Raw genomic sequence first — 21491 nt, 5'->3', positions numbered from 1 at the left:
CGGCAAAAGTACGATAATTCTTTTCTTCAACAAGTTTAATATTGTTCAACATCTCCTTTTCTGAAAATAGTTTTAACACAAGCAAATTTAATAAAAACAAAAAAAATATTTCAGTTTTAAACATATGGAAAATCTTAAATACTTTATGTAATAACACACTCATTAAAGACTTTTCACAAATTACATTTATACAAAACAACTTCAAGACGCTTTTCCCAATTAGGAACACTAATAGCTAACAGTTTTGTTATTTTACTTTTATCCAATACAGAATATGACGGCCGTTTAGCTGGAGTTGGATATTCCGTTGAAGGAATAGCATGTAATTTCACATTGCTTTTGTTGAATTTAAAAATAACATTTGCAAAATCGTACCAACTAATTTCTCCTAAATGGCTGTAATGGTAAAGTCCGTATATATCTGTTTTTGTTTTTATAATCTGAAGCATCACTTCTGCTAAATCACCTGCATAGGTTGGTGTACCAATCTGGTCGTTAACCACGCTTAATTCATCGCGTATTTCTCCCAAACGGAGCATGGTTTTCATGAAATTATTGCCGTATTCGGAGTATAACCAAGAGGTTCTTATAATAAAGTGTTCCTTTAATGCTTTTTGAATTTCAATTTCACCTTGAAGTTTTGATGCGCCATAAACACTAATCGGGTTGGGGGTATCGGTTTCAGTATAGGGTTTATTTGATGCTCCATCAAACACAAAGTCGGTTGAAATGTGAATTAAAATGGCGTTATGGTCCTTACAAACCAATGCTAAATTTTTAGCACCTAAAGCATTTATTTCAAAGGCTTTTGCTTCATCTTTTTCAGCTTGATCTACAGCGGTATAGGCCGCGCAATTCACGCAATAATCAATAGTATTGGCATTAAAAAAATCCTGAACCTGACTTAAACTAGTAATATCCAATTCCTCTCGGTCTGTATAAATGAATTTTAAATCTTGACACTGGTTTTCTATGGCTTTTATGCAAGATGCTAATTGGCCTTTGCCTCCGGTTACTAGAATGGTTGTTGGTTGTTGGTTGTTGGTTTCTGGATTGTTTAAAGACGCATCTTTCATAACATGTTAAAACTTTAAATTTTGATATTGGCTGTTGGTTTGTACAAAAAGGCTAATTGACCTTGGTCTTCAGTTTTTATTTTTCTTTCCTTTTAATTATTTCTTTTGAGATTCCTCCTATTGTCGGAATGACAAACGTATGTCAAACAGAACGGAACAACGTTGAGTGAATTACCTTATCACTACAACTCCCCTTCATCTCAGCTAAAATCATGACTTATTTTTAAATTCGAGTTAACGAAAATAGGCTTCGACAAGCTCTGCCTGACATCGCAATTTCTATTTGGCTTTACAAATAATTGAAATTTATTGACATCAAATTAAACAAAATACAAATTAGAATTAACCAAGTCACACTGAGCTTGTCGAAGTGCTATTCTAAACGATTTACTGTTTGAGATTCCTCCTATCGTCGGAATGACACACAATAATATTAAAACCTGGATTCAAAATTTGGCAACACCAAATCTTTCTCCGAAACAATAAGGTCTTCATTAGGTAGTCTCCAATCGATATCCAACGTTTTATCGTTATAAATAATGCCTCCTTCTGATGCTTTATTATAGAAATTATCACATTTATAGGAAAAAATTGCGGTATCACTTAAAACAACAAAACCATGGGCAAAGCCACGAGGCACAAATAACTGTTTTTTATTAGTTTCGGTTAATTCGACGGTTTCATGCTGGCCGAAAGTAGGCGAGTCTTTTCGTAGATCGACCACAACGTCCAACACCGAGCCTTTAATTACGCGTACTAATTTAGCCTGTGCATGCTCACCAGTTTGGTAATGCAAGCCTCTTAAAACGCCTTTTGATGAAAAGGACTCGTTATCTTGTACAAAATTGACCTCATGATTTATTAGTGCATTAAACGTTTGTTGATTGAAACTTTCAAAAAAATAGCCGCGGCTGTCATTAAATATTTTGGGTTCTATGATAAAACACCCTTTCAATTTTGTTTCTTTTACAGTCATTTTTGATATTAAGCTGTTATTTTTTTATTTTTTTGTCACTTCGAGTGATTCTGATTTTTCTTCAGAATTGTATCGAGAAGCTTTAGCGCAATATTTGAAAAACACCACTAAATCACCTCTAGGAGTTATTTCAAAGCGGTTCTCGATACGATGCTCCTAAGCTCGCATCACTCGAACTGACATTGTGTTTTATTTTTTATTAAGTAACCCTAATAAATTTTTACCGTAGCCACTTTTAAGCAGCGGTTCTGCTAAAGCTCTAAATTGATCCTCGTTAATAAAGCCCATTTCAAAAGCGGCGCCCTCGATAGCCCCTATTTTTAGGCCTTGACGTTCTTCAATAACCTCAACAAACTGTGAAGCCTGCATAAGCGATTGAAAGGTACCAGTATCCAACCAAGCGGTACCACGATCTAAAATACTCACATTAAGTTTACCTTGTTCAAGATACGTGCGGTTTACATCGGTAATTTCTAACTCACCCCGATGACTCGGTGTTATATTTTTAGCGATTTCAACCACCGAATTGTCATAAAAATAAATCCCTGGCACTGCATAATTTGATTTAGGCTGTTCTGGTTTCTCTTCTATAGAAATGGCTTGTCCCGCTTCGTCAAATTCAACAACACCATAACGTTCAGGATCATGAACACGGTAGGCATAAATAATACCACCATCAGGGTCGTTATTAGCTTGTAAAAGCTTTGCTAAACCGGTCCCGTAAAAAATATTATCGCCTAAAATTAAGGCGACTTTATCATTACCAATAAAGTCTGCACCAATTATAAAAGCTTCAGCCAAACCATTAGGGTCTTCTTGAACAGCATACTCGAAGGTACAGCCATACTTTTTCCCATCGCCTAATAAATCTTTAAATAAGGGTAAATCTTTAGGTGTAGATATAATTAAAACCTCACGAATTCCTGCGTACATTAAAGTAGACAACGGATAGTAAATCATAGGTTTATCGTAAATAGGCATGAGCTGCTTACTTACTGATAAAGTTAATGGATGTAAACGGGTTCCTGAGCCTCCTGCGAGTATGATGCCTTTCATGGTAGGTACTGTGTTATAAGGTTATATAGTTATAAAGGTTATGGGGTTATAGCGTCTCATTGTGAAAATGTTAGAAGGTTATACTATTAAATGATTATAGGTTATAGAGTGATGCTGTTATAGGGTTATGAGGTTATAAAAGTTATGAGGATTACAATATATGGGACTACAACCATCTCACACTATAACTTCTTAACATCATAACAGTTTAACTTTTTAACAATATAACCTCTTAACTATATCACTTCCTCACTAAAAACTACCCTAAACTTTTTATTAATTTTGACAACATACTCCTAATGAAATAAATACTTTTATTTACATCTTCAATGTTTTTTATGTATTGAAGTCTAAATGCGATTTCTATTTGTGTCTCCACTTCCGAAAGCGAGCCTAAAGCAATATACAAAAATCTAGAAAATTCTTTTCCTCCTTTTCTACCAGCACCTTCCGCAATATTAGAAGGAATAGAAATCACTGCTCTCCGTATTTGAGATGTTAATCCAAAAGCCTCATGTGAAGGGAACTTTTCTGTAAGCTTATAAACAACAACCACTAAATCCATAGCCTCTTTCCAAACATATAAATCTTTGTGTGATTGAATTTTAGTCATAGGAATGCAGTTAAAAAGTGATATGGTTAAATGGTTATAGAGTTATATGGTGATGCTGTTAGAAAAAGTTAAAAGGTGAAAATGTTATAGAGTTATTGGGATTCTATTCCTATATGGCTTAAATTATAGTGTTTTTAAAAGGACAACAAACTAATTTAGTAACCCGCTACCCTTTTTAACTTCGTAACCTTATAACATTCTAACTTTATTACTTTATTACTTTTTAACTCTATAACCTCTTAACTATCATAATCCTGATACGCCCCACTAGAAACACGATCCAACCACTCACTATTTTCCAAATACCAATCAATGGTTCTATTTAGGCCTTCTTCAAAAGTTACTGAAGGGGTCCAACCCAATTCTTTCTTTATTTTTGAAGCATCAATAGCATAACGTAAATCGTGTCCTGGACGATCTTTTACATAAGTGATTAACTTCTCTGAAGTTCCTGTAGATCGACCTAATTTTTCATCCATTTGAGTACACAGTAGCTTTACCAAATCAATGTTTTTCCACTCATTAAATCCGCCAATATTATAGGTTTCATGATTTTCTCCCTTATGAAAAACCAAATCGATGGCAACGGCATGATCTTTAACATACAACCAATCTCTGGTGTAGTTGCCATCACCATAAACAGGTAACGGTTTGTTATGAATGATGTTATTTATAAATAGTGGAATTAATTTTTCTGGAAATTGATTTTGACCATAATTATTGGAACAGTTGCTAATCACATAAGGCAAGCCATAGGTTTCACCATAGGCCCTTACAAAATGATCGGAGCTCGCCTTTGAAGCGGAATACGGGGAATTGGGATCGTAAGGCGTGGTTTCGGTAAAAAGACCAGTTTCCCCTAGGGTTCCATAAACCTCATCGGTACTTATATGATAAAAACGCTTATTTTCTAAATTGCCTTGCCACTGTTCCTTACAAGCATTTAAAAGATTCATAGTGCCTATCACATTGGTTTTTACAAATGCCAAAGGGTCTGAAATAGAACGATCGACATGCGACTCGGCTGCCAAATGAATCACCCCATCAAATTGATGGGTTTTGAATAAATTATTTATAAAATCAGCATCGGTAATATCACCTTTTATAAATTGATAGTTAGGTTGCTGCTCTATATCTTTTAAATTTTCTAAGTTACCGGCATAGGTAAGCGCATCTAAATTAATAACATGGTAATCGGGATAGTGCTCCACAAAAAGGCGCACCACATGTGAGCCAATAAAACCTGTGCCCCCTGTTATTAATATAGTCATCTGTTTTATTTTTGTGTTTGCGATTTTAAAAATTTCCCTAAGCCTAGCACAATGAAAAACAAAAAGATAATTGAAAATAATGCTATAGGTAAAACAAATTTCATTTTATCGGTCCACTCCCTAATATCATAACCAGTTTCTGGAAATCCAGCTAATACATTAACAACCCCTTTTTCCTCGGCTTGTCTTTTTATTACCTCTCTTCTTTGACGCTCTAAAGCCAAACGTTTTTCAATAATTTTAGATTCATCAACCAACAAGCCATTCGACTCACTATCACCCATATATAAATTGGTTCCAGAACCTTGAACCGGTTCTTTTTGAGACTCTAACACTCTAATTTTAAGATACTGTGTTACCAAAGAGTCTGTTTTATTTATTTGAGTTTTTAAAGCTTGTTCCTCTTGGATTAAAACTTTATTATTAGCTTGTAACAATTCCTCTAAATACGGGTTATCAATAAGCTTATTGGTAAACCCTTGCTCTATTTTTTTATAAATCGATTTATCGGTAGAAGCCACACCAATTTTATGCATAGGGAAATTACTTGAAATTAAAGACTCCTTATATCGGTCGTAAGTCATCGTTACACGAGACAAAGAATCTAGTTTCAAATAAAACTCGGAATACATTTCAGAGATTTCATTTTCATCAACATCAGGTGTTATATAAAATCCTTTTAATTTCGTTGCCTTAGATGGATCTATATTTAAAATTTTCCCCAATTGTAAAGTATCTTCATCCTCTGCTAATTGGTGTAACTGCTTAACGTTTTCGTAAACTTGTCGTGCCGACTTAAAATTGGTTTCAATAAACATATTGGCACCATACATTTTATCGGTATTTTTATCTATAAAAAACCCAAGAACTACACCTACTACAACGGCTCCTGCATACCATACGAAACGCGAATATATATGAACCAGTAGTAACAAAATAACCTTATAGATCCCAATAAAAATACTGGCTATAAACTTAAAGAAACGATCGAAAGCCTTACCAATTAGTTTAAATAATTGCCCTAAATCGACTTCTTCAGATTGTTGTGGTTGCGGGTTTTGCAAATCTTGACTCATAATTATTAATTAAGTATTTGTTGTAATATGGTTTGTGTTATTAAATAAGTGGGTTTAACACCCGAAGTTCCTAAACCTCCCGAGGCTAATGTAGCCCCAGTTTCTAAGGGATTGTCGCTAGCATAATAGGCATATCTTACTTTGACATTAGACTGAATACTCCCCCGTACTTTTGAAGCGGCTTGAATGGCTTTTTGGTAATGTGCCCCTTCCATTTCTAGACCAATCACATTCCATGTGGAGTTATAAAAGAATTTTAAAATGTCTTTGTTTTGTAATGAGGTTCCTAAAACGGTTATCATTGAACCTTCATAAACACCAACGCCTTGCCCTTCTAAATCTTCCTTTTTTAATTCGTTTTTAAAAGGGTAATTATCCGCGGTTCCTTCAAAAATATGAGCCGAAGGTATCATAATATCGCCTTTACCTCCTTCTAAAATGCCTGCTTTCCCCATTATGGAAATTGAATCTACATTTAGATGGATGTTCTTGTTTTTTACTTTATAAGGTTTCAGCAATTCGTCAATGGTTTCGTAAGCCTGTTCTCCGAAGGCATAATCCATAACCACAATAACGGGTTGCTTGTCTTTTAAAACCGTTTCCGAAACTGGAATTCCAAGCTTAGCAGTATTAAATTTAGCAGTATCGAAAACTTGAACATCAATATTAGCACCCGAAGTATCTTTGATATACATCATGCCATTTTGAGTCGCTTCTTTAGCGACTTGCTTGCGTAACCCTTCGTTTTCTTCCTTACTTAAAGCTTCGTACACCTCAAAAACATCTTTTTTAGCGTCTTTTGCTTTTAAAACCTTTGTTGCAAAAAGAGTATTCATCACACTATGCATGTTCGCACTAATGATATGAATGGGCTTTTCCAACAAATCGTTTTTATACAAGGTTTCTTTTATGGTATCTGCCCAAATTTCACCATGAATATGATGCCCAATACGCTCACGCAACACCGGACTAAACGTAATGGTTCTTTTATTATTATTTATAAGTTCTTCAATAGCCAACTTACCCAGCCAATACACAATATGTAAAAAACGCTCGGGCTGCGATGGCATGGCGTATGCTTTATAAAGCGCCATAATTTCGTTAAACGTGCGACCTAAAATATTAGCGGTATGCGAAATAGCCACCTCTCTGGCTTCTTGAGTCAATTTCTTTTTAGAAAGTACGGCGGTTTCAAGTTTGCTCCAATCTCTAGTGGTGGCGCCATCTTCATTAATTAAAACACGACGCCCAATTTTATGCGATTCGATAAAAATAAAGGTGAGGTGTGTTAAAATATCGTAAATCTCCGATCGGCCCCGGGTAATTTCAATATTCATTTGCTCGGCATCAATGCGGTAGCAGTTTCGGCGACGTTTCTTTGGAATTATAGGTTTAAAATGCGAACTCGAATAGCCTTCATCACTGGTTAAATTTATAAAAGTACATTCTTCAATCCCTTGTGGTAAGCGATCAATTACATACAATAAGCCTTCCAATTCGGCTTTTTCTTCAGCAACAGAACCATAAATTTCAGGTCTTAAAAGCAGTAAAGATTCTCTTAAGGTTTCACCCGAAATGCCCATAGGCTTATAAAACCCACGGTTAAATAAATGGCGCATGGTAATATACATCCGCTCAATCGCGTTGGAACTCTCTTGTGCTCTAGTTCGTGTATGATGTTTTTTATTATTTGCCATGCCTATTTTAAATCCTCGCCAAAGATAGTATTATTGATTTAATCTTAATGCGAAAAACCCTCTACAATTTTTCGGTCGTTAGACAATCTTGGTATCTTATTTTGTCCGCCTAGCTTTCCAACCGATTTCATATAGTCCTGAAAACCATTCTTCTTAACTTTTGTAATCTTTAAGGGCTGCAATACTTTCCCTTGAATTAAGTCGAAATAATAGGTGTTTTGCTTTTGAAGTGAGGCATCTAATTTTTTCGCTAATGCGGAAAGGTCTTCCGGTTCGTTTTCAAATTCGATAAACCATTCGTGATACGGCAAACCTTCGGTAGGATTAATTTGAGGGGCTACCGTAAACTCTGAAACCCTAATATTTGAATTTAAAGTCGCCTCTTGCATGGCCTGTTCCACTTCTTTTCCGATAACATGCTCGCCAAAAGCTGAAATAAAATGTTTGATGCGCCCAGAAACAATAACACGATACGGTTTTGTTGAAGTAAACTGAATGGTATCGCCAAGATTATAAGCCCAAAGTCCGGCGTTTGATGAAATAATCATTACATAATTTACATCAACCTCGACATCTTTAATGGTGAGGCGTTTTGGGTTTTCATTAAAAAACTCTTCAGCCTTTATAAACTCATAAAACATGCCTGAATTTAGTAAAAGCAGCATGCCTTTTTCGTTTTGCTTGTCTTGATAGGCAAAAAACCCTTCGCTGGCAGGATAAAGCTCGATGCTATCGACTTTTCTTCCGATAAGGTTTTCAAATTTTGCGCGATAGGGCTCGTAATTAACGCCTCCAAAAATAAATAAGTTGAAATTTTTAAAAATATCTCCTACTTTCTTTCCGGTTCTTTTCTGAAGCTTTTCAAAATACATTTGAACCCAAGATGGTATTCCTGAAATAACCGTCATATTCTCAGGCAAGGTTTCTTCAACAATAGCATCAACTTTAGTTTCCCAATCATCAATGCAATTGGTTTCCCAAGATGGCAGTCTGTTTTTCTGAAGGTATTTAGGAATATAATGCGCCACAATACCCGATAATCGTCCAAGTTGCACGCCATTTTGATCTTTTAAAACGGGGCTTCCTTGTAAAAAAATCATTTTACCATCTACAAACTTGGTTTTCCCCGTTTCATGAATGTACATTAAAATAGCATTTCGAGCAGCTTGAATGTGATTCGGCATACTTTCCGCGGTAAGCGGAATATATTTAGCTCCAGATGTGGTTCCAGATGTTTTCGCAAAATATAACGGTTTGCCTTTCCAAAGCACATTGGCTTCGCCCGCAACCACACGCTCTACATAGGGTTTTAAAGCTTCGTAATCTCTAATTGGCACACGCTTTACAAAATCTTCATGATTATTAATACTTACAAAATCATGATCTTTTCCAAAAGCCGTTTCTGCTGCATCGGAAATCAGGTTTTCAAAAACACGTTGCTGAGTTTCCACAGGGTTATTTGCCCATTTTTGAACCTTTTTATAAATGTGTTTTGCAAATGGTTTTGCAATGGCGGCTTTTAGTGATATCATCTATTTAAAATCGATAAAGTTGGTTGGATTAATGGGGTAACCATCGTTCCAAAGTTCAAAATGCAAATGCGGCCCTGTTGATAATTCGCCTGTATTTCCAGCGGTAGCAATCACTTCGCCAGATTTAACCAAATCGCCCTGCACTTTTGTTAGTGCCGAACAGTGTTTATAAATGGAAATTAAATCTTGACTGTGTTCAAGAATAATTACATAACCTGTGCTTGCGGTCCACTCGGCAAAAATAACCACGCCATCGGCCGTTGCTTTTATTGGGGTGTCTTTAGCGACCACAATATCGACAGCATAATGTTTATCTTTTGTATTATACGATTCGCTTATAGCACCGCTTACTGGCGGAAATAACACAAAATTTGTTGACGAGGTTGCCGATTCAAAAAGGTTGTATTTATCTTCTTTATCTACTTTTTGTCGCAATATTGAATCTTCTGCAATAGGTTTTAAATCCACTTCACTAGCTTCCAATTGCACGGCGTTAATAATAGAATCTCGATTAATATCCACCGAACTCACATCGCCAGTAAGTACTTTTTTTATGGAACCATAATAACGATCGTTCATGATAATAACTTGCTGTAAAGAATCGGTTTTATAGCTTAACTCGGTTGCTTTTTTCTTTAATGCTGTTGAAGAATAGCCTGGAATATATTCTCTTAACGGCGTTAAAGCAATAATTAAATAAGTTATAGAAATGAAAAACACCGCCATTAAAGAGCCCATTACAAACACATTTAACCGTGTTAATTTGAATGAAAGACGCTCTTCAAAAGTGTTTTCATTAAGAATTACTAGCCGGTATTTATCCAGCAGTTTTCTTATTCGTCTTTTTGGTTTCTTTTTTTTATCTGGCATTGGAAAGCAAAAATAAATAGAATTTATGAAATACTAAGATTCTTCAAGCAAAGTATGATATAATTCCGAAAAGGAAAATAGTTTCAGAAATGCTAAAGTTAGCCTTAAAACGATTTTATTAAACTTTAATTATTAACTTTGTTTTTTAAATTAATTATTATGAATTTATACATGTTACCATTGGCCATTGGACCTTGGCAAATCGCATTAATAGTTGTGGTTGTTTTATTATTATTTGGAGGTAAAAAAATACCAGAATTAATGCGTGGATTAGGTAGTGGAATTAAGGAATTCAAGGACGCTAGCAAGGAAGAGGAAGACGTTAGCGCCAATAAAAAAGAGTAGTTATTATTTTAATTATAAAAAAAAGACCAGCACATTGTGTTGGTCTTTTTTTGTATAGGGTATATTGAATGAGTATTTCAAATCAGTTCTCGATACAATGCTCCTTGGGTCGCATCACTCGAACTGACATCATGCTTTCTTTTTGTCACTTCGAGTGATTCTGATTTTTCTTCAGAATCGTATCGAGAAGCTTCGTCTCAATATTTGAAAACCACCTCCTATAATCACCTCTAGGGGATATTTCTAAACGGTTCTCGATACAATGCTCCTTGGGTCGCATCACTCGAACTGACATTATGCTTACTTTTTGTCACTTCGAGTGATTCTGATTTTTCTTCAGAATCGTATCGAGAAGCTTCGTCTCAATAATTAAAAACACCCCTATAATCCCTTCTTGGCGATATTTCAAAAACTGTTCTCGATACGATGCTCCTTGGGTCGCATCACTCGAACTGACATCGTGCTTTCTTTTTGTCACTTCGAGTGATTCTGATTTTTCTTCAGAATCGTATCGAGAAGCGTTAGCTCGATATTTTAAAAACACCCCTATAATCCCTTCTTGGCGATATTTCAAAAACTGTTCTCGATACGATGCTCCTTGGGTCGCATCACTCGAACTGACATCGTGCTTTCTTTTTGTCACTTCGAGTGATTCTGATTTTTCTTCAGAATCGTATCGAGAAGCGTTAGCTCGATATTTTAAAAACACCCCTATAATCCCTTCTTGGCGATATTTCAAAAACTGTTCTCGATACGATGCTCCTTGGGTCGCATCACTCGAACTGACATCGTGCTTTCTTTTTGTCACTTCGAGTGATTCTGATTTTTCTTCAGAATTGTATCGAGAAGCGTTAACTAGATATTTGAAAAACACCCATATAATCCCCTCTTGGGAATATTTCAAAATCCGTTCTCGATACAATGCTCCTTGAGTCGCATCACTCGAACTGACATTGTGCTTCTTTTGTCACTTCGAGTGATTCTGATTTTTCTTCAGAATTGTAGCGAGAAGCACTATCTTAATACCATGAAAATTTACTATGTATACATCTTAAGATGTTCAGATGACTCCTATTACACAGGTTTTACCTCAAACCTATCAAAGCGTTTTGAAGAACACAAAACAGGACGCTATCCTGAAAGCTATACGCACAACCGAAGGCCTATTCACTTGGTATTTTATGCGGAATTTACAGAACCAAGTATTGCCATACAAACCGAAAAACAAATTAAAAAGTGGTCGAGAGCTAAAAAAGAAGCATTAATTAATGGTGAGTTTGAAAAGCTTCCTAATCTGGCAAAGAAGAAATTTAAAACAGAATAAGTTCTCGATAATTAATATGATGTATTCAAATCGGTTCTCGATACGATGCTCCTTGGGTCGCATTACTCGAACTGACATCGTGCTTCTTTTGTCACTTCGAGTGATTCTGATTTTTCTTCAGAATTGTATCGAGAAGCTTTAACGTAATAATTGAAAAACACCCCTATAATCCACTCTTGAGGTTATTGCAAAAACTGTTCTCGATACAATGCTCCTAAGGTCACATCACTCGAACTGACATCGTGCTTACTTTTGTCACTTCGAGTGATTTTGATGAAACCGCGATGCATATCGGGGTTTTGTCGGAATTGTATCGAGAAGCTTTAACGTAATAATTGAAAAACACCCCTATAATCCCCTCTAGGGGATATTTCAAAAACCGTTCTCGATACAATGCTCCTTGGGTCGCATCACTCGAACTGACATTGCGCTTTATTTTGTCACTTCGAGTGATTCTGGTGAAACCGCGATGCATATCGGGGTTTTGTCGGAATTGTATCGAGAAGCGTTATCGCGATATTTGAAAAACACCCCTATAAAACCCTCTAGGGGATATTTGAAAAACTGTTCTCGATACAATGCTCCTTGGGTCGCATCACTCGAACTGACAACTATTAAAAAACAGCTGTTTTTAATCAATTTTAACCGATTTTATAATCGATTCTAATTCCAGCATGTAATTTCTTTTTTCTACAGAAGGAGCAAAGGCAAAACCTTCAATAACCACCCAGCGGTTATTAACACGGTCTTCAATGGCATAATTAATAAATGGGCCACCCATAAACGCATTTTTAACTTCCCAAATGCCGCGGGTTTCTAAGGCTGGTTTGTTATCTATAATGGTTTCTGTAATAAAGGGCGCATAAGCGTCTTCTGTAACCATATACGAGCCTTCTAAAGGACCTTCAATGTATTTTTGTCCGATAGAGTCTCTTATTTTTATAATTTGATTAACCACACTATCATTTCTTTTTATAGCATTTAATGGCAGCTCGTAAATCATTAAATTATTTGTTCCTGTGGTGATGTCTTTTCTAAACCAGAAAAAATTATCGGTTTCTTTGGCTTTTCTGTAAATGGAAGCAAATTGTAACGTTAAACCTAACTTTTCTTTAATAGACTTGAATGTATGTGGCGATTTTGCCATTTGACGCTGTCTCTCTTCCAACTCCGATTTCCTAAACGTTTCAATAATTTTGGATTCGTTTTCAGAAAGTGTTTCAATAATTTCATTTCGATTTTTCCCCGAAACAACAATCACCTTTTGGGGTTTTGCATAGACATTATCTAAAAATTTAATGCCTTTTTCCTGATTCAATTTTATGATTAAAACCGTTCTGTTTTTTGTTACAAATCCCGAAAAAACCGACGAAGGAATTTGATTAATACTAAACATAGGTTCGTCTTGAGGTAAACCATAGATAGGCTTGGTTAAAACGGCACGAATGGCATCACCTATCGAGCCATCCCACAAATCGTTTTCTGTAACTACAGACACGTTGTTAATCGTTCCGGAAGCATCTGGAAGAAACTTCTCTTCATCAGACTTTTGTTTTTTACCACAAGCAACTAACAGCAATAAAACTAATGCTGGAAAAATAATTTTTTTCATCATACTATAAAGTTTTTGAAATTACCCCTTGGAAATTTTAAGTTTCAAACCTGGTTTTAGTTTATCCCCACTAATACCGTTCCAATCTTTAATATTTTGAATAGAAACTCCAGAAAATTTTTGAGAGATGCTCCAAAGTGAATCCCCACTTTTAACCGTATAAGTTATATGTTCGCCAGAAATAGCAGTCGTTTTCTGGGTACTACTGCTGGTTTTAACCGCTTCAACATGAGGTTTTTTAGGGTAAATGGTTAAGCGCTGACCAACATCAATAGTGTTGCTTCGCAGTCCGTTCCATCGTTTTATATCGCTAACACGCACCCCGTATTTTCTAGAAATTTTCCCAAGATAATCTCCAGATTTTACGCGATACGTAATTTTATCATTCGATTTTAAAAACTGTGGTAAAGGCTTTTCACGTTTGTCAAATTCCGCTTTAGCGAAAGCATAGATTGTATCTTCATTGTTAACAAAATTTCCAATCACATCTAAAGGCAACCTTAAAACATAATTTTCATTTTTAACAACTGGAATAATATCTAATTTATATGATGGATTTAAAAACTGAAGTTCTTCAATAGAAGTTCCCGTAACTTCTGAAACTTGATCGAGTGTAATCATGTGCTTCACTCTAACCGTGTCTGTTTGAAAATAGGCTATTTCAGGCTTATCTTCTGTGAAACCATGTTCTTTGGCATATTCAAAAATATACATGTTCGCCAAAAACGCAGGTAAATACCCAGCGGTTTCTCGTGGTAAATATGGACGAATATTCCAATAATTTTGGTATCCACCAGAGCGTCTAATCGCTTTAGTTACATTTCCAGGCCCTGAGTTATAGGCCGCTAGAGCCAAATCCCAATCGCCAAAAATAGCATAGAGTTTCGATAAATATTTTGCGGCAGCTACGGTAGATTTTATGGGATCGCTACGCTCATCAACATAACTACTAACATCTAAACCATAGGCTTTTCCGGTAGTAAACATAAATTGCCACAAACCTGTAGCCCCTACTCTAGATTTCGCTCTTGGCTTTAAAGCCGATTCTACAATAGCTAAGTATTTTATTTCTAAAGGAATATCGTTTTTATCCAATTCCGATTCAAATAAAGGAAAATAGAATTCACTTAAATTAATAAGCCGCTGCAATGTATTGCGTCTATTTTTTAAATAGGATTTAATCACACTTTCCAAAGCGGGATTATATTCCACATTAAAAGGTGTTTTAGCATTTAATGCGGCTAAACGTACTTTAAGCGTATCGGTAGATAATTCTGGATAATCAACAGGTTCGTAATCCAGCTCCTTAACCGATTTATACATGGAATCGTAAAGTGTGTTATTATAAAGCTCGTCATGCCATTTAGCATCAAACTTAGCAGCCAGTTCATGATCCTTTAAGCTTTTAATTGAAAAACTATCAACCGCAACGGTTTTAACAACTTGGGTCTTGCCGTCTATTAAGGTGTCTTTAATTTTTGTGTTCTGAATAATTAAAGAATCTTCCTTAACCTGAATTTGTTGAACTGAAATTGAATCTTGCACTTGAGAGAAACCAGTGCCTATATTTAGAAGTACGAAGAATATAAAAAAACGAAATGCCATAAGATCTATATCAATGAATATTGAACGATATTATGGCAAAATTCGTGTATTTTACGCTAAATTAAAAACTTATAGGCTTTTATTCTAGTATGGCAGCAATTCCAGGGAGTGTTTTACCCTCTAAACTTTCTAGCATTGCACCACCTCCAGTACTTACATAACTCACCTTATTTTCAAATCCAAATTGCTTAACAGCCGCAACCGAATCACCGCCACCAACTAGTGAAAAAGCGCCGTTTTTAGTAGCGTTAGCGATAGAATTTCCTAATTCGATAGTACCATTTGCAAAACTTTCCATTTCAAAAACACCTAATGGGCCGTTCCATAAAATGGTTTTACATTCGTTAACAACTTTATCAAATAAAGCGATCGATTTTGGTCCAGCATCAACACCTTCCCAACCATCAGGAATAGCTGTAATATCTACGGTTTGTTTATTAGCATCGTTACTAAACGCATCAGCAGCAACGGTATCAATAGGAATATGAACCTGTACATTTTTAGCTTTTGCTTGCTCTAAAATTTCTAAAGCCAATGGCATTTTATCGTCTTCACAAATAGAATCGCCTATTTTTCCACCTTGCGCTTTTACAAAAGTAAAGGCCATTCCACCACCAATAATAAGGTGATCTACTTTATCAAGAATATTTTCAATAATGGTAATTTTTGAAGACACTTTTGCTCCACCAAGAATAGCTAAAACAGGTTTTTCTCCAGTTTCCATTACTTTTTGAATGCTTTCAATTTCTTGAGCTAATAATTTTCCGAAGCATTTTTTACCTTCAAAAAACTGCGCTACAATTGTTGTAGAAGCATGCGCTCTATGTGCAGTACCAAAGGCATCATTAACATAAATATCACCTAATTTCGATAATTTTTCAGCAAAAGCAACATCACCAGCAGTTTCTTCTTTGTAAAAACGTAAGTTTTCTAATAATAAAACTTGTCCTGGTTGTAAATTAGCAGCCGCTTCTTCAGCATCTGGTCCAACACAATCTGACACAAATTTTACTTCTACTCCTAAAATTTCTTCAACTTTTTTTGCGATATGTTTTAAAGAAAATTCTTCTTGAAATCCTTTTGGACGACCTAAATGAGACATAAGAATGCAACTTCCGCCATCTTCTAAAATCTTTATTATTGTAGGTTTTGCAGATACAATACGAGTTGCATCGGTTACCTCAAAATTTTCATTTAAAGGGACGTTAAAATCCACTCTAATTAATGCCTTTTTATCTTCGAAATTAAAATCGTTCAACGTTTTCATAGGTCTATATTTTGTCTTTTAAATAATTGTTGCACAAATGTAACTAATTATGAAGTGCAAAAAAATGTGTTTGTTTACGAAAACGTTTGAATTTTTAAAGATTTTTAAAAATATATGCAATTCTTAAAAAAACGTTCTAAAAGACTTGTTTTCAAGCGTCCTTAGTTTACAAAATAAATGCATTTTAAAATTTAAAACTTTTACAAAATTCAGTAATAAAATCATTCAAATACTTAAGAAGCTCTCAAAACTGCCTCACTTTTACAAAAATATCTCACTGTAAAAACTAAAAAATTATGTAGGTTTGTTTCATGCTATTCTCCGAAATTTTAGGCCAGGAACACATTAAAAAACACCTCACGCAAAGCGTTGATAATGGTAGAATACCACACGCCCAATTGTTTGTAGGTAACGAAGGCACAGGCACTTTACCCATGGCGTTGGCCTATGCCCAATATATTTTATGTGCGAATAAAGCAGGCGAAAATAACAACGGAAACGAAAGTTGCAATTTAAAATTTAGCAACATGTCGCATCCCGATTTGCATTTTGCATTCCCTGTAACTACTAGCGACAAAGTGAAAAGTAAACCCGTTTCTAGTTTTTATTTAGAAGAATGGCGCCAACTGTTAAAAGAACAACCTTACGGAAACCTTTTTGATTGGTACAAATTGCTTGGAGTTGATAATAAACAAGGGCAAATTGGGGTTGAAGAAGCTTTGGAAGTTGTAAAATCACTAAGTTTAAAAGCATACGAAGGTGGCTATAAAGTGATGCTGATTTGGATGGCCGAAAAAATGAATACCTCCTGTGCCAACAAACTTTTAAAACTGATTGAAGAACCACCAAACAAAACGATTTTTCTTTTAATTGCTGAAGATGAAGAGCAAATTATAAACACCATCAGGTCCCGTTGTCAAATTTTACATTTTCCACCACTTGCCGAAAACGTAATTAAAGAATCCCTGATAAAACAATACAATTTAGAGCCTTCTATAGCTACTAAAATTGCACACCAATCTAATGGAAATTATAATAAAGCCTGCGATTTGGTGTATCATGATTCTGAAGACACCCAGTTTGAAACTTGGTTTATTTTTTGGATTAGAAGTGCCTTTAAAGCCAAAGGAAACAAAGCCGCCATTCACGATTTAATTTCGTGGAGCGAAGACATCTCTAAAACAGGTCGCGAAACACAAAAGCAGTTTTTAAATTTCTGTTTGGATTTTTTCAGACAAGCCTTAATGCTGAATTATAACGCGACAGATTTAGTGTATTTCGAGCCTAAAACTGAAAAATTTAAGCTTGAAAATTTCGCGCCTTTTGTTCATGGAAATAATATTATGGAAATAAGCAACGAACTTCAAGACGCCATTTACCATATTGAACGCAACGGCAATTCGAAAATTATTTTAACCGATTTATCTATTAAATTAACGCGGTTACTTCACAAGAAATAAGTTTTTTAAAACAATCGTAATAAATTGATTATAAATGCTTTATATGGGTATTTGTGATTCCTAAAACTCTAGTTTCTTCAAACTCATCAGGTTTTAAAAACACTGCAGTTCATAAGTTAAAAACCTCTATTTGTTGTCCTTTAACCCTCCTAATTTCGATTTTATCGAAATTGTCCTCCCTTCACAAAGAAGTGAGGAGCACGATTTATTCATGTTTAGAAAAACCCACGCACAAAAAAACCACCTGTATTCGAGGTGGTTTTCTGTATTAAATAAACTGTATTTAAAATTACTTTTCGTAAGCTGCGTTTAAAGCTTCTAAAACCGTTTCTGTTAAATCGTTTTCAGTCTTACCGTAAAGAACCGTTGAAGCCGCATCGCTAGTTCCTAAAATATACGTATAGCCATTTTTCTTACCGTAATCTTTAACAAAATCCTTCACCTTAGCTATTGTAGAATCTATTTGAACTTGAAATTCTTTTGCTATTTCTTGTTGTTCAAGTTGCATTTGCTGCTGTAACATTTGTTGTTTTTGTTGCAAACCAGCCATGATTTCTTGAGCCTTCGCTTGTGTAGACTTTCTTGCTACATTTTGTGCTTCTTGAACTTCCATTTGAAATGCTTGTCCGATACTATCGGCTCTTTTATTAAAAGCAGCATCTTTAACTTGAAACTTGGCTTCGATATCCTTTTTTTCTTGAAAATCGTTAATTACGACACCATTATCGATATAACCAATTTTTTGTTGTTGCTGACAAGAAGTAAATGCGATGGCAACAATTGCCAGGAAAATTATGTTTTTCATTTTTGATTAATTATTTTTTTTAGGTTCGGACAAATGTAGGAAAGTAAAATAAAATCAAATGCTGAATTCGTTTGAATTTAACATATAAGATAAAACTATTTAAAAATCGAAAGATCATAATTATTCTCTATTAATTTTGACTCAAAATAAAGCGATTTAAGCAGGTTTTTAAAATTCGGCTTGTATTTGATTGTTTTAATAAATAGAAACAGAAATAAATAGTTTAAAATGATTTTTAGTCGTTTTTAACGATATAAATTAAGGAAGAAGCCTCTTTTGAAGACAAAGCTTTTAAATTTGACAGTAATCCAATCCAAAAACCTTTAAAAGGATTCATTTTTCCTGATTTGTATTTTTCTGAAAGCAGACTCACATAAAAAGCATCAAACCACATCGGTTTTACTTTTACAACCTGCATTTGAAACTTTCCAACCAATTTTGAAACAGAATCACTATTAAAATGCCAAAGATGTCTTGGCACATCATAAGCCGCCCAGAATTCTTGATAATAAGCAGCATCGTAACTCTTATGGTTAGGGACAGCAATAATTAAAGTTCCACTCGGTTTTAGGAGTTTTTTATAAATTTCGATTTGATTTTCTAGATCTGGTAAATGCTCTAAAACGTGCCAAAGCGTAATCACATCAAAATGATTTGCTTCAAACTTAGAAAGCATTTCAGTTTCAAATACAGACTGATTTGTTTTAGAATTTGCAATTTGTCGCGCATCATGATTAGGCTCTACTCCCGAAACTTTCCAGTTATTATTTTGAGCCGTTTGTAAAAAATCGCCTGTACCGCAACCTACATCCAAAAGCACTTTACTTTCTGATGAAACCGAATTGATTAAATTCAATTTACTTTTAAGCGAAATACTTCGCACTAAATGATACACTTTTTCGAAAAGATTTCGTTTCGAATCGGTATGCGAAATATAATCTTCGCTTTCGTAATACTCTGGTAATTTATCTAAACTTGGTTTTGGCGTTGTTTCTAAAAAACCAAATTCGGTATTCTGGATTAACTCAAAAACCTCCTTAGAAACAGAATAATCTTTTACTTTTAAATGAATTTGATTGGGGTTTTGTTTTGCCACGAATGCAGTAATTTTATTTAATTTCTTATAATTTTTATAAACGCTTCAACAAGCTCAGCGAGACATTTAAGTTTCAAATCGAACTTATAAATGATTTAATATTATTATTCTCTATTTAAAATTTATCTAAAAGACAGATGAAACTCCATTTATCTGACTGAGATTATCGAAGGCATTCATAAAAAAACTACGCTTTAAAAACGCTTCGACAGGCTCTGCGTGACACTTTAGTTTCTAATTGGATTTATAAATAATTCAACATTCATATCCCCTATTTTAAATTAATCTAAAAGACAGATGAAACTCCTTTTGTCAGACTGAGCTTGTCGAAGGCTTTTTCATAAAAAACTATGCTTTTAAAAACGCTTCGACAGGCTCTGCGTGACATTCTACTTCTCAAATGGGTTTACAAATGGTTTAATATTCTAAACCTCTATTTATTTTTTTCTCTTTTAAATGAATAATATTTATCGTTATGCAACACTCAAAACAAACATCTTTTTATCAAAAACCATAGAACCAACTAAAAAAAGACAAATGAAATCCGTGATTATCAGACTGAGCTTGTCGAAGGCTTTTCACAAAAAAACTATGCTTTAAAAAATACTTCGACAGGCTCTGCGTGACATTCTACTTCTCAAATAGCTTTACAAATGGTTTAATATTCTAAAACCTCTATTTATTTTTTTCCCTTTTAAATGAATAATATTTATCGTTATGCAACACTCAAAACAAACATCTTTTTATCAAAAAATATAGAACCAACTAAAAAAGACAAATGAAAACCATAGTTGTCTGACTGAGCTTGTCGAAGGCTTTTCACAAAAAAAACTATACTTTTAAAAAACGCTTCGACAGGCTCTGCGTGACATCTTAGTTTCTAATTGGATTTACAAATAATTCAAAATTCATATCCCCTATTATAAATTTATCTAAAAAGACAAATGAAATCCGTGATTGTCAGACTGAGCTTGTCGAAGTCTTTTTCATAAAAAACTATTCTTTAAAAACGCTTCGACAGGCTCTGCGTGACACTTTAGTTTCTAATTGGATTTATAAATAATTCAACATTCATATCCCCTATTTTAAATTAATCTAAAAGACAGATGAAACTCCTTTTGTCAGACTGAGCTTGTCGAAGGCTTTTTCATAAAAAACTATGCTTTTAAAAACGCTTCGACAGGCTCTGCGTGACATTCTACTTCTCAAATGGGTTTACAAATGGTTTAATATTCTAAACCTCTATTTATTTTTTTCTCTTTTAAATGAATAATATTTATCGTTATGCAACACTCAAAACAAACATCTTTTTATCAAAAACCATAGAACCAACTAAAAAAAGACAAATGAAATCCGTGATTATCAGACTGAGCTTGTCGAAGGCTTTTCACAAAAAAACTATGCTTTAAAAAATACTTCGACAGGCTCTGCGTGACATTCTACTTCTCAAATAGCTTTACAAATGGTTTAATATTCTAAAACCTCTATTTATTTTTTTCCCTTTTAAATGAATAATATTTATCGTTATGCAACACTCAAAACAAACATCTTTTTATCAAAAAATATAGAACCAACTAAAAAAGACAAATGAAAACCATAGTTGTCTGACTGAGCTTGTCGAAGGCTTTTCACAAAAAAAACTATACTTTTAAAAAACGCTTCGACAGGCTCTGCGTGACATCTTAGTTTCTAATTGGATTTACAAATAATTCAAAATTCATATCCCCTATTATAAATTTATCTAAAAAGACAAATGAAATCCGTGATTGTCAGACTGAGCTTGTCGAAGTCTTTTTCATAAAAAACTATT

Annotated in this window: 18 protein-coding genes; 3 read left to right on the top strand and 15 right to left on the bottom strand. The window is 34.5% G+C overall.

What is annotated here, in order from left to right; translation table 11 throughout:
• Positions 1-173: 173 nt before the first annotated feature.
• From rfbD to H6X70_RS13310, 9 genes are all read right to left on the bottom strand, one after another.
• Complete coding sequence (gene rfbD, locus H6X70_RS13350) at positions 174-1076, bottom strand: dTDP-4-dehydrorhamnose reductase (protein WP_194768190.1); 903 nt, start codon at positions 1074-1076, stop codon at positions 174-176.
• 433 nt (positions 1077-1509) lie between these two features.
• Complete coding sequence (gene rfbC, locus H6X70_RS13345) at positions 1510-2052, bottom strand: dTDP-4-dehydrorhamnose 3,5-epimerase (protein WP_194768189.1); 543 nt, start codon at positions 2050-2052, stop codon at positions 1510-1512.
• A 189-nt stretch (positions 2053-2241) separates the two neighbouring features.
• Complete coding sequence (gene rfbA / locus H6X70_RS13340; RefSeq protein WP_194768188.1) at positions 2242-3108, bottom strand: glucose-1-phosphate thymidylyltransferase RfbA; 867 nt, start codon at positions 3106-3108, stop codon at positions 2242-2244.
• Positions 3109-3367: 259 nt separating this feature from the next.
• On the bottom strand, positions 3368-3721 hold the full coding sequence (locus H6X70_RS13335; RefSeq protein ID WP_194768187.1) for a four helix bundle protein: 354 nt from the start codon (positions 3719-3721) through the stop codon (positions 3368-3370).
• A gap of 239 nt (positions 3722-3960) precedes the next feature.
• Positions 3961-4992 carry a dTDP-glucose 4,6-dehydratase gene (gene rfbB / locus H6X70_RS13330; protein WP_194768186.1) on the bottom strand — a complete coding sequence of 344 codons (1032 nt, stop codon included), beginning with the start codon at positions 4990-4992 and terminating at the stop codon, positions 3961-3963.
• A gap of 5 nt (positions 4993-4997) precedes the next feature.
• Positions 4998-6068 (bottom strand): hypothetical protein, encoded by a 1071-nt coding sequence (locus tag H6X70_RS13325; protein ID WP_194768185.1) that lies wholly within the window; start codon positions 6066-6068, stop codon positions 4998-5000.
• A gap of 5 nt (positions 6069-6073) precedes the next feature.
• Positions 6074-7765: a DUF6909 family protein gene (locus H6X70_RS13320; RefSeq protein WP_194768184.1), complete on the bottom strand. Its 1692-nt coding sequence runs from the start codon at positions 7763-7765 to the stop codon at positions 6074-6076.
• Positions 7766-7809: 44 nt separating this feature from the next.
• Positions 7810-9297, bottom strand: coding sequence for a GH3 auxin-responsive promoter family protein (locus H6X70_RS13315; protein WP_194768183.1), 1488 nt, complete (start codon positions 9295-9297; stop codon positions 7810-7812).
• Positions 9298-10167: a M23 family metallopeptidase gene (locus tag H6X70_RS13310; protein ID WP_194768182.1), complete on the bottom strand. Its 870-nt coding sequence runs from the start codon at positions 10165-10167 to the stop codon at positions 9298-9300.
• Positions 10168-10326: 159 nt separating this feature from the next.
• Here H6X70_RS13310 and H6X70_RS13305 point away from each other — a divergent pair, with 159 nt between their 5' ends.
• Positions 10327-10512 (top strand): twin-arginine translocase TatA/TatE family subunit, encoded by a 186-nt coding sequence (locus H6X70_RS13305; protein ID WP_194768181.1) that lies wholly within the window; start codon positions 10327-10329, stop codon positions 10510-10512.
• Positions 10513-10822: 310 nt separating this feature from the next.
• Here the strand turns inward: H6X70_RS13305 and H6X70_RS13300 are convergent, their stop codons facing one another.
• Positions 10823-11416 (bottom strand): hypothetical protein, encoded by a 594-nt coding sequence (locus tag H6X70_RS13300; protein WP_194768180.1) that lies wholly within the window; start codon positions 11414-11416, stop codon positions 10823-10825.
• Between the two features lie 123 nt (positions 11417-11539).
• Here H6X70_RS13300 and H6X70_RS13295 point away from each other — a divergent pair, with 123 nt between their 5' ends.
• Complete coding sequence (locus H6X70_RS13295) at positions 11540-11836, top strand: GIY-YIG nuclease family protein (RefSeq protein ID WP_194768179.1); 297 nt, start codon at positions 11540-11542, stop codon at positions 11834-11836.
• Between the two features lie 631 nt (positions 11837-12467).
• Here H6X70_RS13295 and H6X70_RS13290 read toward each other — a convergent pair.
• The 3 genes from H6X70_RS13290 to H6X70_RS13280 all read right to left on the bottom strand — a co-directional run bounded on the left by H6X70_RS13290 (position 12468) and on the right by H6X70_RS13280 (position 16320).
• A complete protein-coding gene (locus H6X70_RS13290; RefSeq protein WP_317171473.1) occupies positions 12468-13451 on the bottom strand; it encodes a DUF4837 family protein in 984 nt (327 codons plus the stop codon).
• Between the two features lie 18 nt (positions 13452-13469).
• Positions 13470-15053, bottom strand: a complete 1584-nt coding sequence (locus H6X70_RS13285) for a LysM peptidoglycan-binding domain-containing protein (protein WP_194768178.1) — start codon at positions 15051-15053, stop codon at positions 13470-13472.
• 79 nt (positions 15054-15132) lie between these two features.
• Positions 15133-16320 (bottom strand): phosphoglycerate kinase, encoded by a 1188-nt coding sequence (locus H6X70_RS13280; RefSeq protein ID WP_194768177.1) that lies wholly within the window; start codon positions 16318-16320, stop codon positions 15133-15135.
• Between the two features lie 311 nt (positions 16321-16631).
• Between H6X70_RS13280 and H6X70_RS13275 the strand changes: the two genes are divergently transcribed.
• A complete protein-coding gene (locus H6X70_RS13275) occupies positions 16632-17780 on the top strand; it encodes an ATP-binding protein (protein ID WP_194768176.1) in 1149 nt (382 codons plus the stop codon).
• Between the two features lie 289 nt (positions 17781-18069).
• Here H6X70_RS13275 and H6X70_RS13270 read toward each other — a convergent pair whose 3' ends face one another.
• Entirely contained in the window at positions 18070-18585 is a 516-nt protein-coding gene (locus tag H6X70_RS13270; RefSeq protein WP_194768175.1) for an OmpH family outer membrane protein, read from the bottom strand.
• Positions 18586-18820: 235 nt separating this feature from the next.
• Positions 18821-19681 (bottom strand): class I SAM-dependent methyltransferase, encoded by an 861-nt coding sequence (locus H6X70_RS13265; RefSeq protein WP_194768174.1) that lies wholly within the window; start codon positions 19679-19681, stop codon positions 18821-18823.
• Positions 19682-21491: the final 1810 nt, after the last annotated feature.

Origin of the sequence: Tamlana sp. I1, assembly GCF_015355625.1 — a bacterium.
Lineage (GTDB): Bacteria > Bacteroidota > Bacteroidia > Flavobacteriales > Flavobacteriaceae > Pseudotamlana.
Note: the sequence above shows the minus strand (reverse complement) of the source record. Positions and strands in the feature narration are given on the sequence as shown.

Coding starts and splice junctions, on each gene's coding strand:
- H6X70_RS13290 (WP_317171473.1), bottom strand. CDS start 13,451: ATGATGAAAAAAATTATTTTTCCAGCATTAGTTTTATTGCTGTTAGTT.
- H6X70_RS13285 (WP_194768178.1), bottom strand. CDS start 15,053: ATGGCATTTCGTTTTTTTATATTCTTCGTACTTCTAAATATAGGCACT.
- H6X70_RS13275 (WP_194768176.1), top strand. CDS start 16,632: ATGCTATTCTCCGAAATTTTAGGCCAGGAACACATTAAAAAACACCTC.
- H6X70_RS13315 (WP_194768183.1), bottom strand. CDS start 9,297: ATGATATCACTAAAAGCCGCCATTGCAAAACCATTTGCAAAACACATT.
- H6X70_RS13320 (WP_194768184.1), bottom strand. CDS start 7,765: ATGGCAAATAATAAAAAACATCATACACGAACTAGAGCACAAGAGAGT.
- H6X70_RS13305 (WP_194768181.1), top strand. CDS start 10,327: ATGAATTTATACATGTTACCATTGGCCATTGGACCTTGGCAAATCGCA.
- rfbC (WP_194768189.1), bottom strand. CDS start 2,052: ATGACTGTAAAAGAAACAAAATTGAAAGGGTGTTTTATCATAGAACCC.
- rfbB (WP_194768186.1), bottom strand. CDS start 4,992: ATGACTATATTAATAACAGGGGGCACAGGTTTTATTGGCTCACATGTG.
- H6X70_RS13325 (WP_194768185.1), bottom strand. CDS start 6,068: ATGAGTCAAGATTTGCAAAACCCGCAACCACAACAATCTGAAGAAGTC.
- rfbD (WP_194768190.1), bottom strand. CDS start 1,076: ATGAAAGATGCGTCTTTAAACAATCCAGAAACCAACAACCAACAACCA.
- H6X70_RS13295 (WP_194768179.1), top strand. CDS start 11,540: ATGAAAATTTACTATGTATACATCTTAAGATGTTCAGATGACTCCTAT.
- H6X70_RS13310 (WP_194768182.1), bottom strand. CDS start 10,167: ATGCCAGATAAAAAAAAGAAACCAAAAAGACGAATAAGAAAACTGCTG.
- H6X70_RS13335 (WP_194768187.1), bottom strand. CDS start 3,721: ATGACTAAAATTCAATCACACAAAGATTTATATGTTTGGAAAGAGGCT.
- rfbA (WP_194768188.1), bottom strand. CDS start 3,108: ATGAAAGGCATCATACTCGCAGGAGGCTCAGGAACCCGTTTACATCCA.
- H6X70_RS13270 (WP_194768175.1), bottom strand. CDS start 18,585: ATGAAAAACATAATTTTCCTGGCAATTGTTGCCATCGCATTTACTTCT.
- H6X70_RS13280 (WP_194768177.1), bottom strand. CDS start 16,320: ATGAAAACGTTGAACGATTTTAATTTCGAAGATAAAAAGGCATTAATT.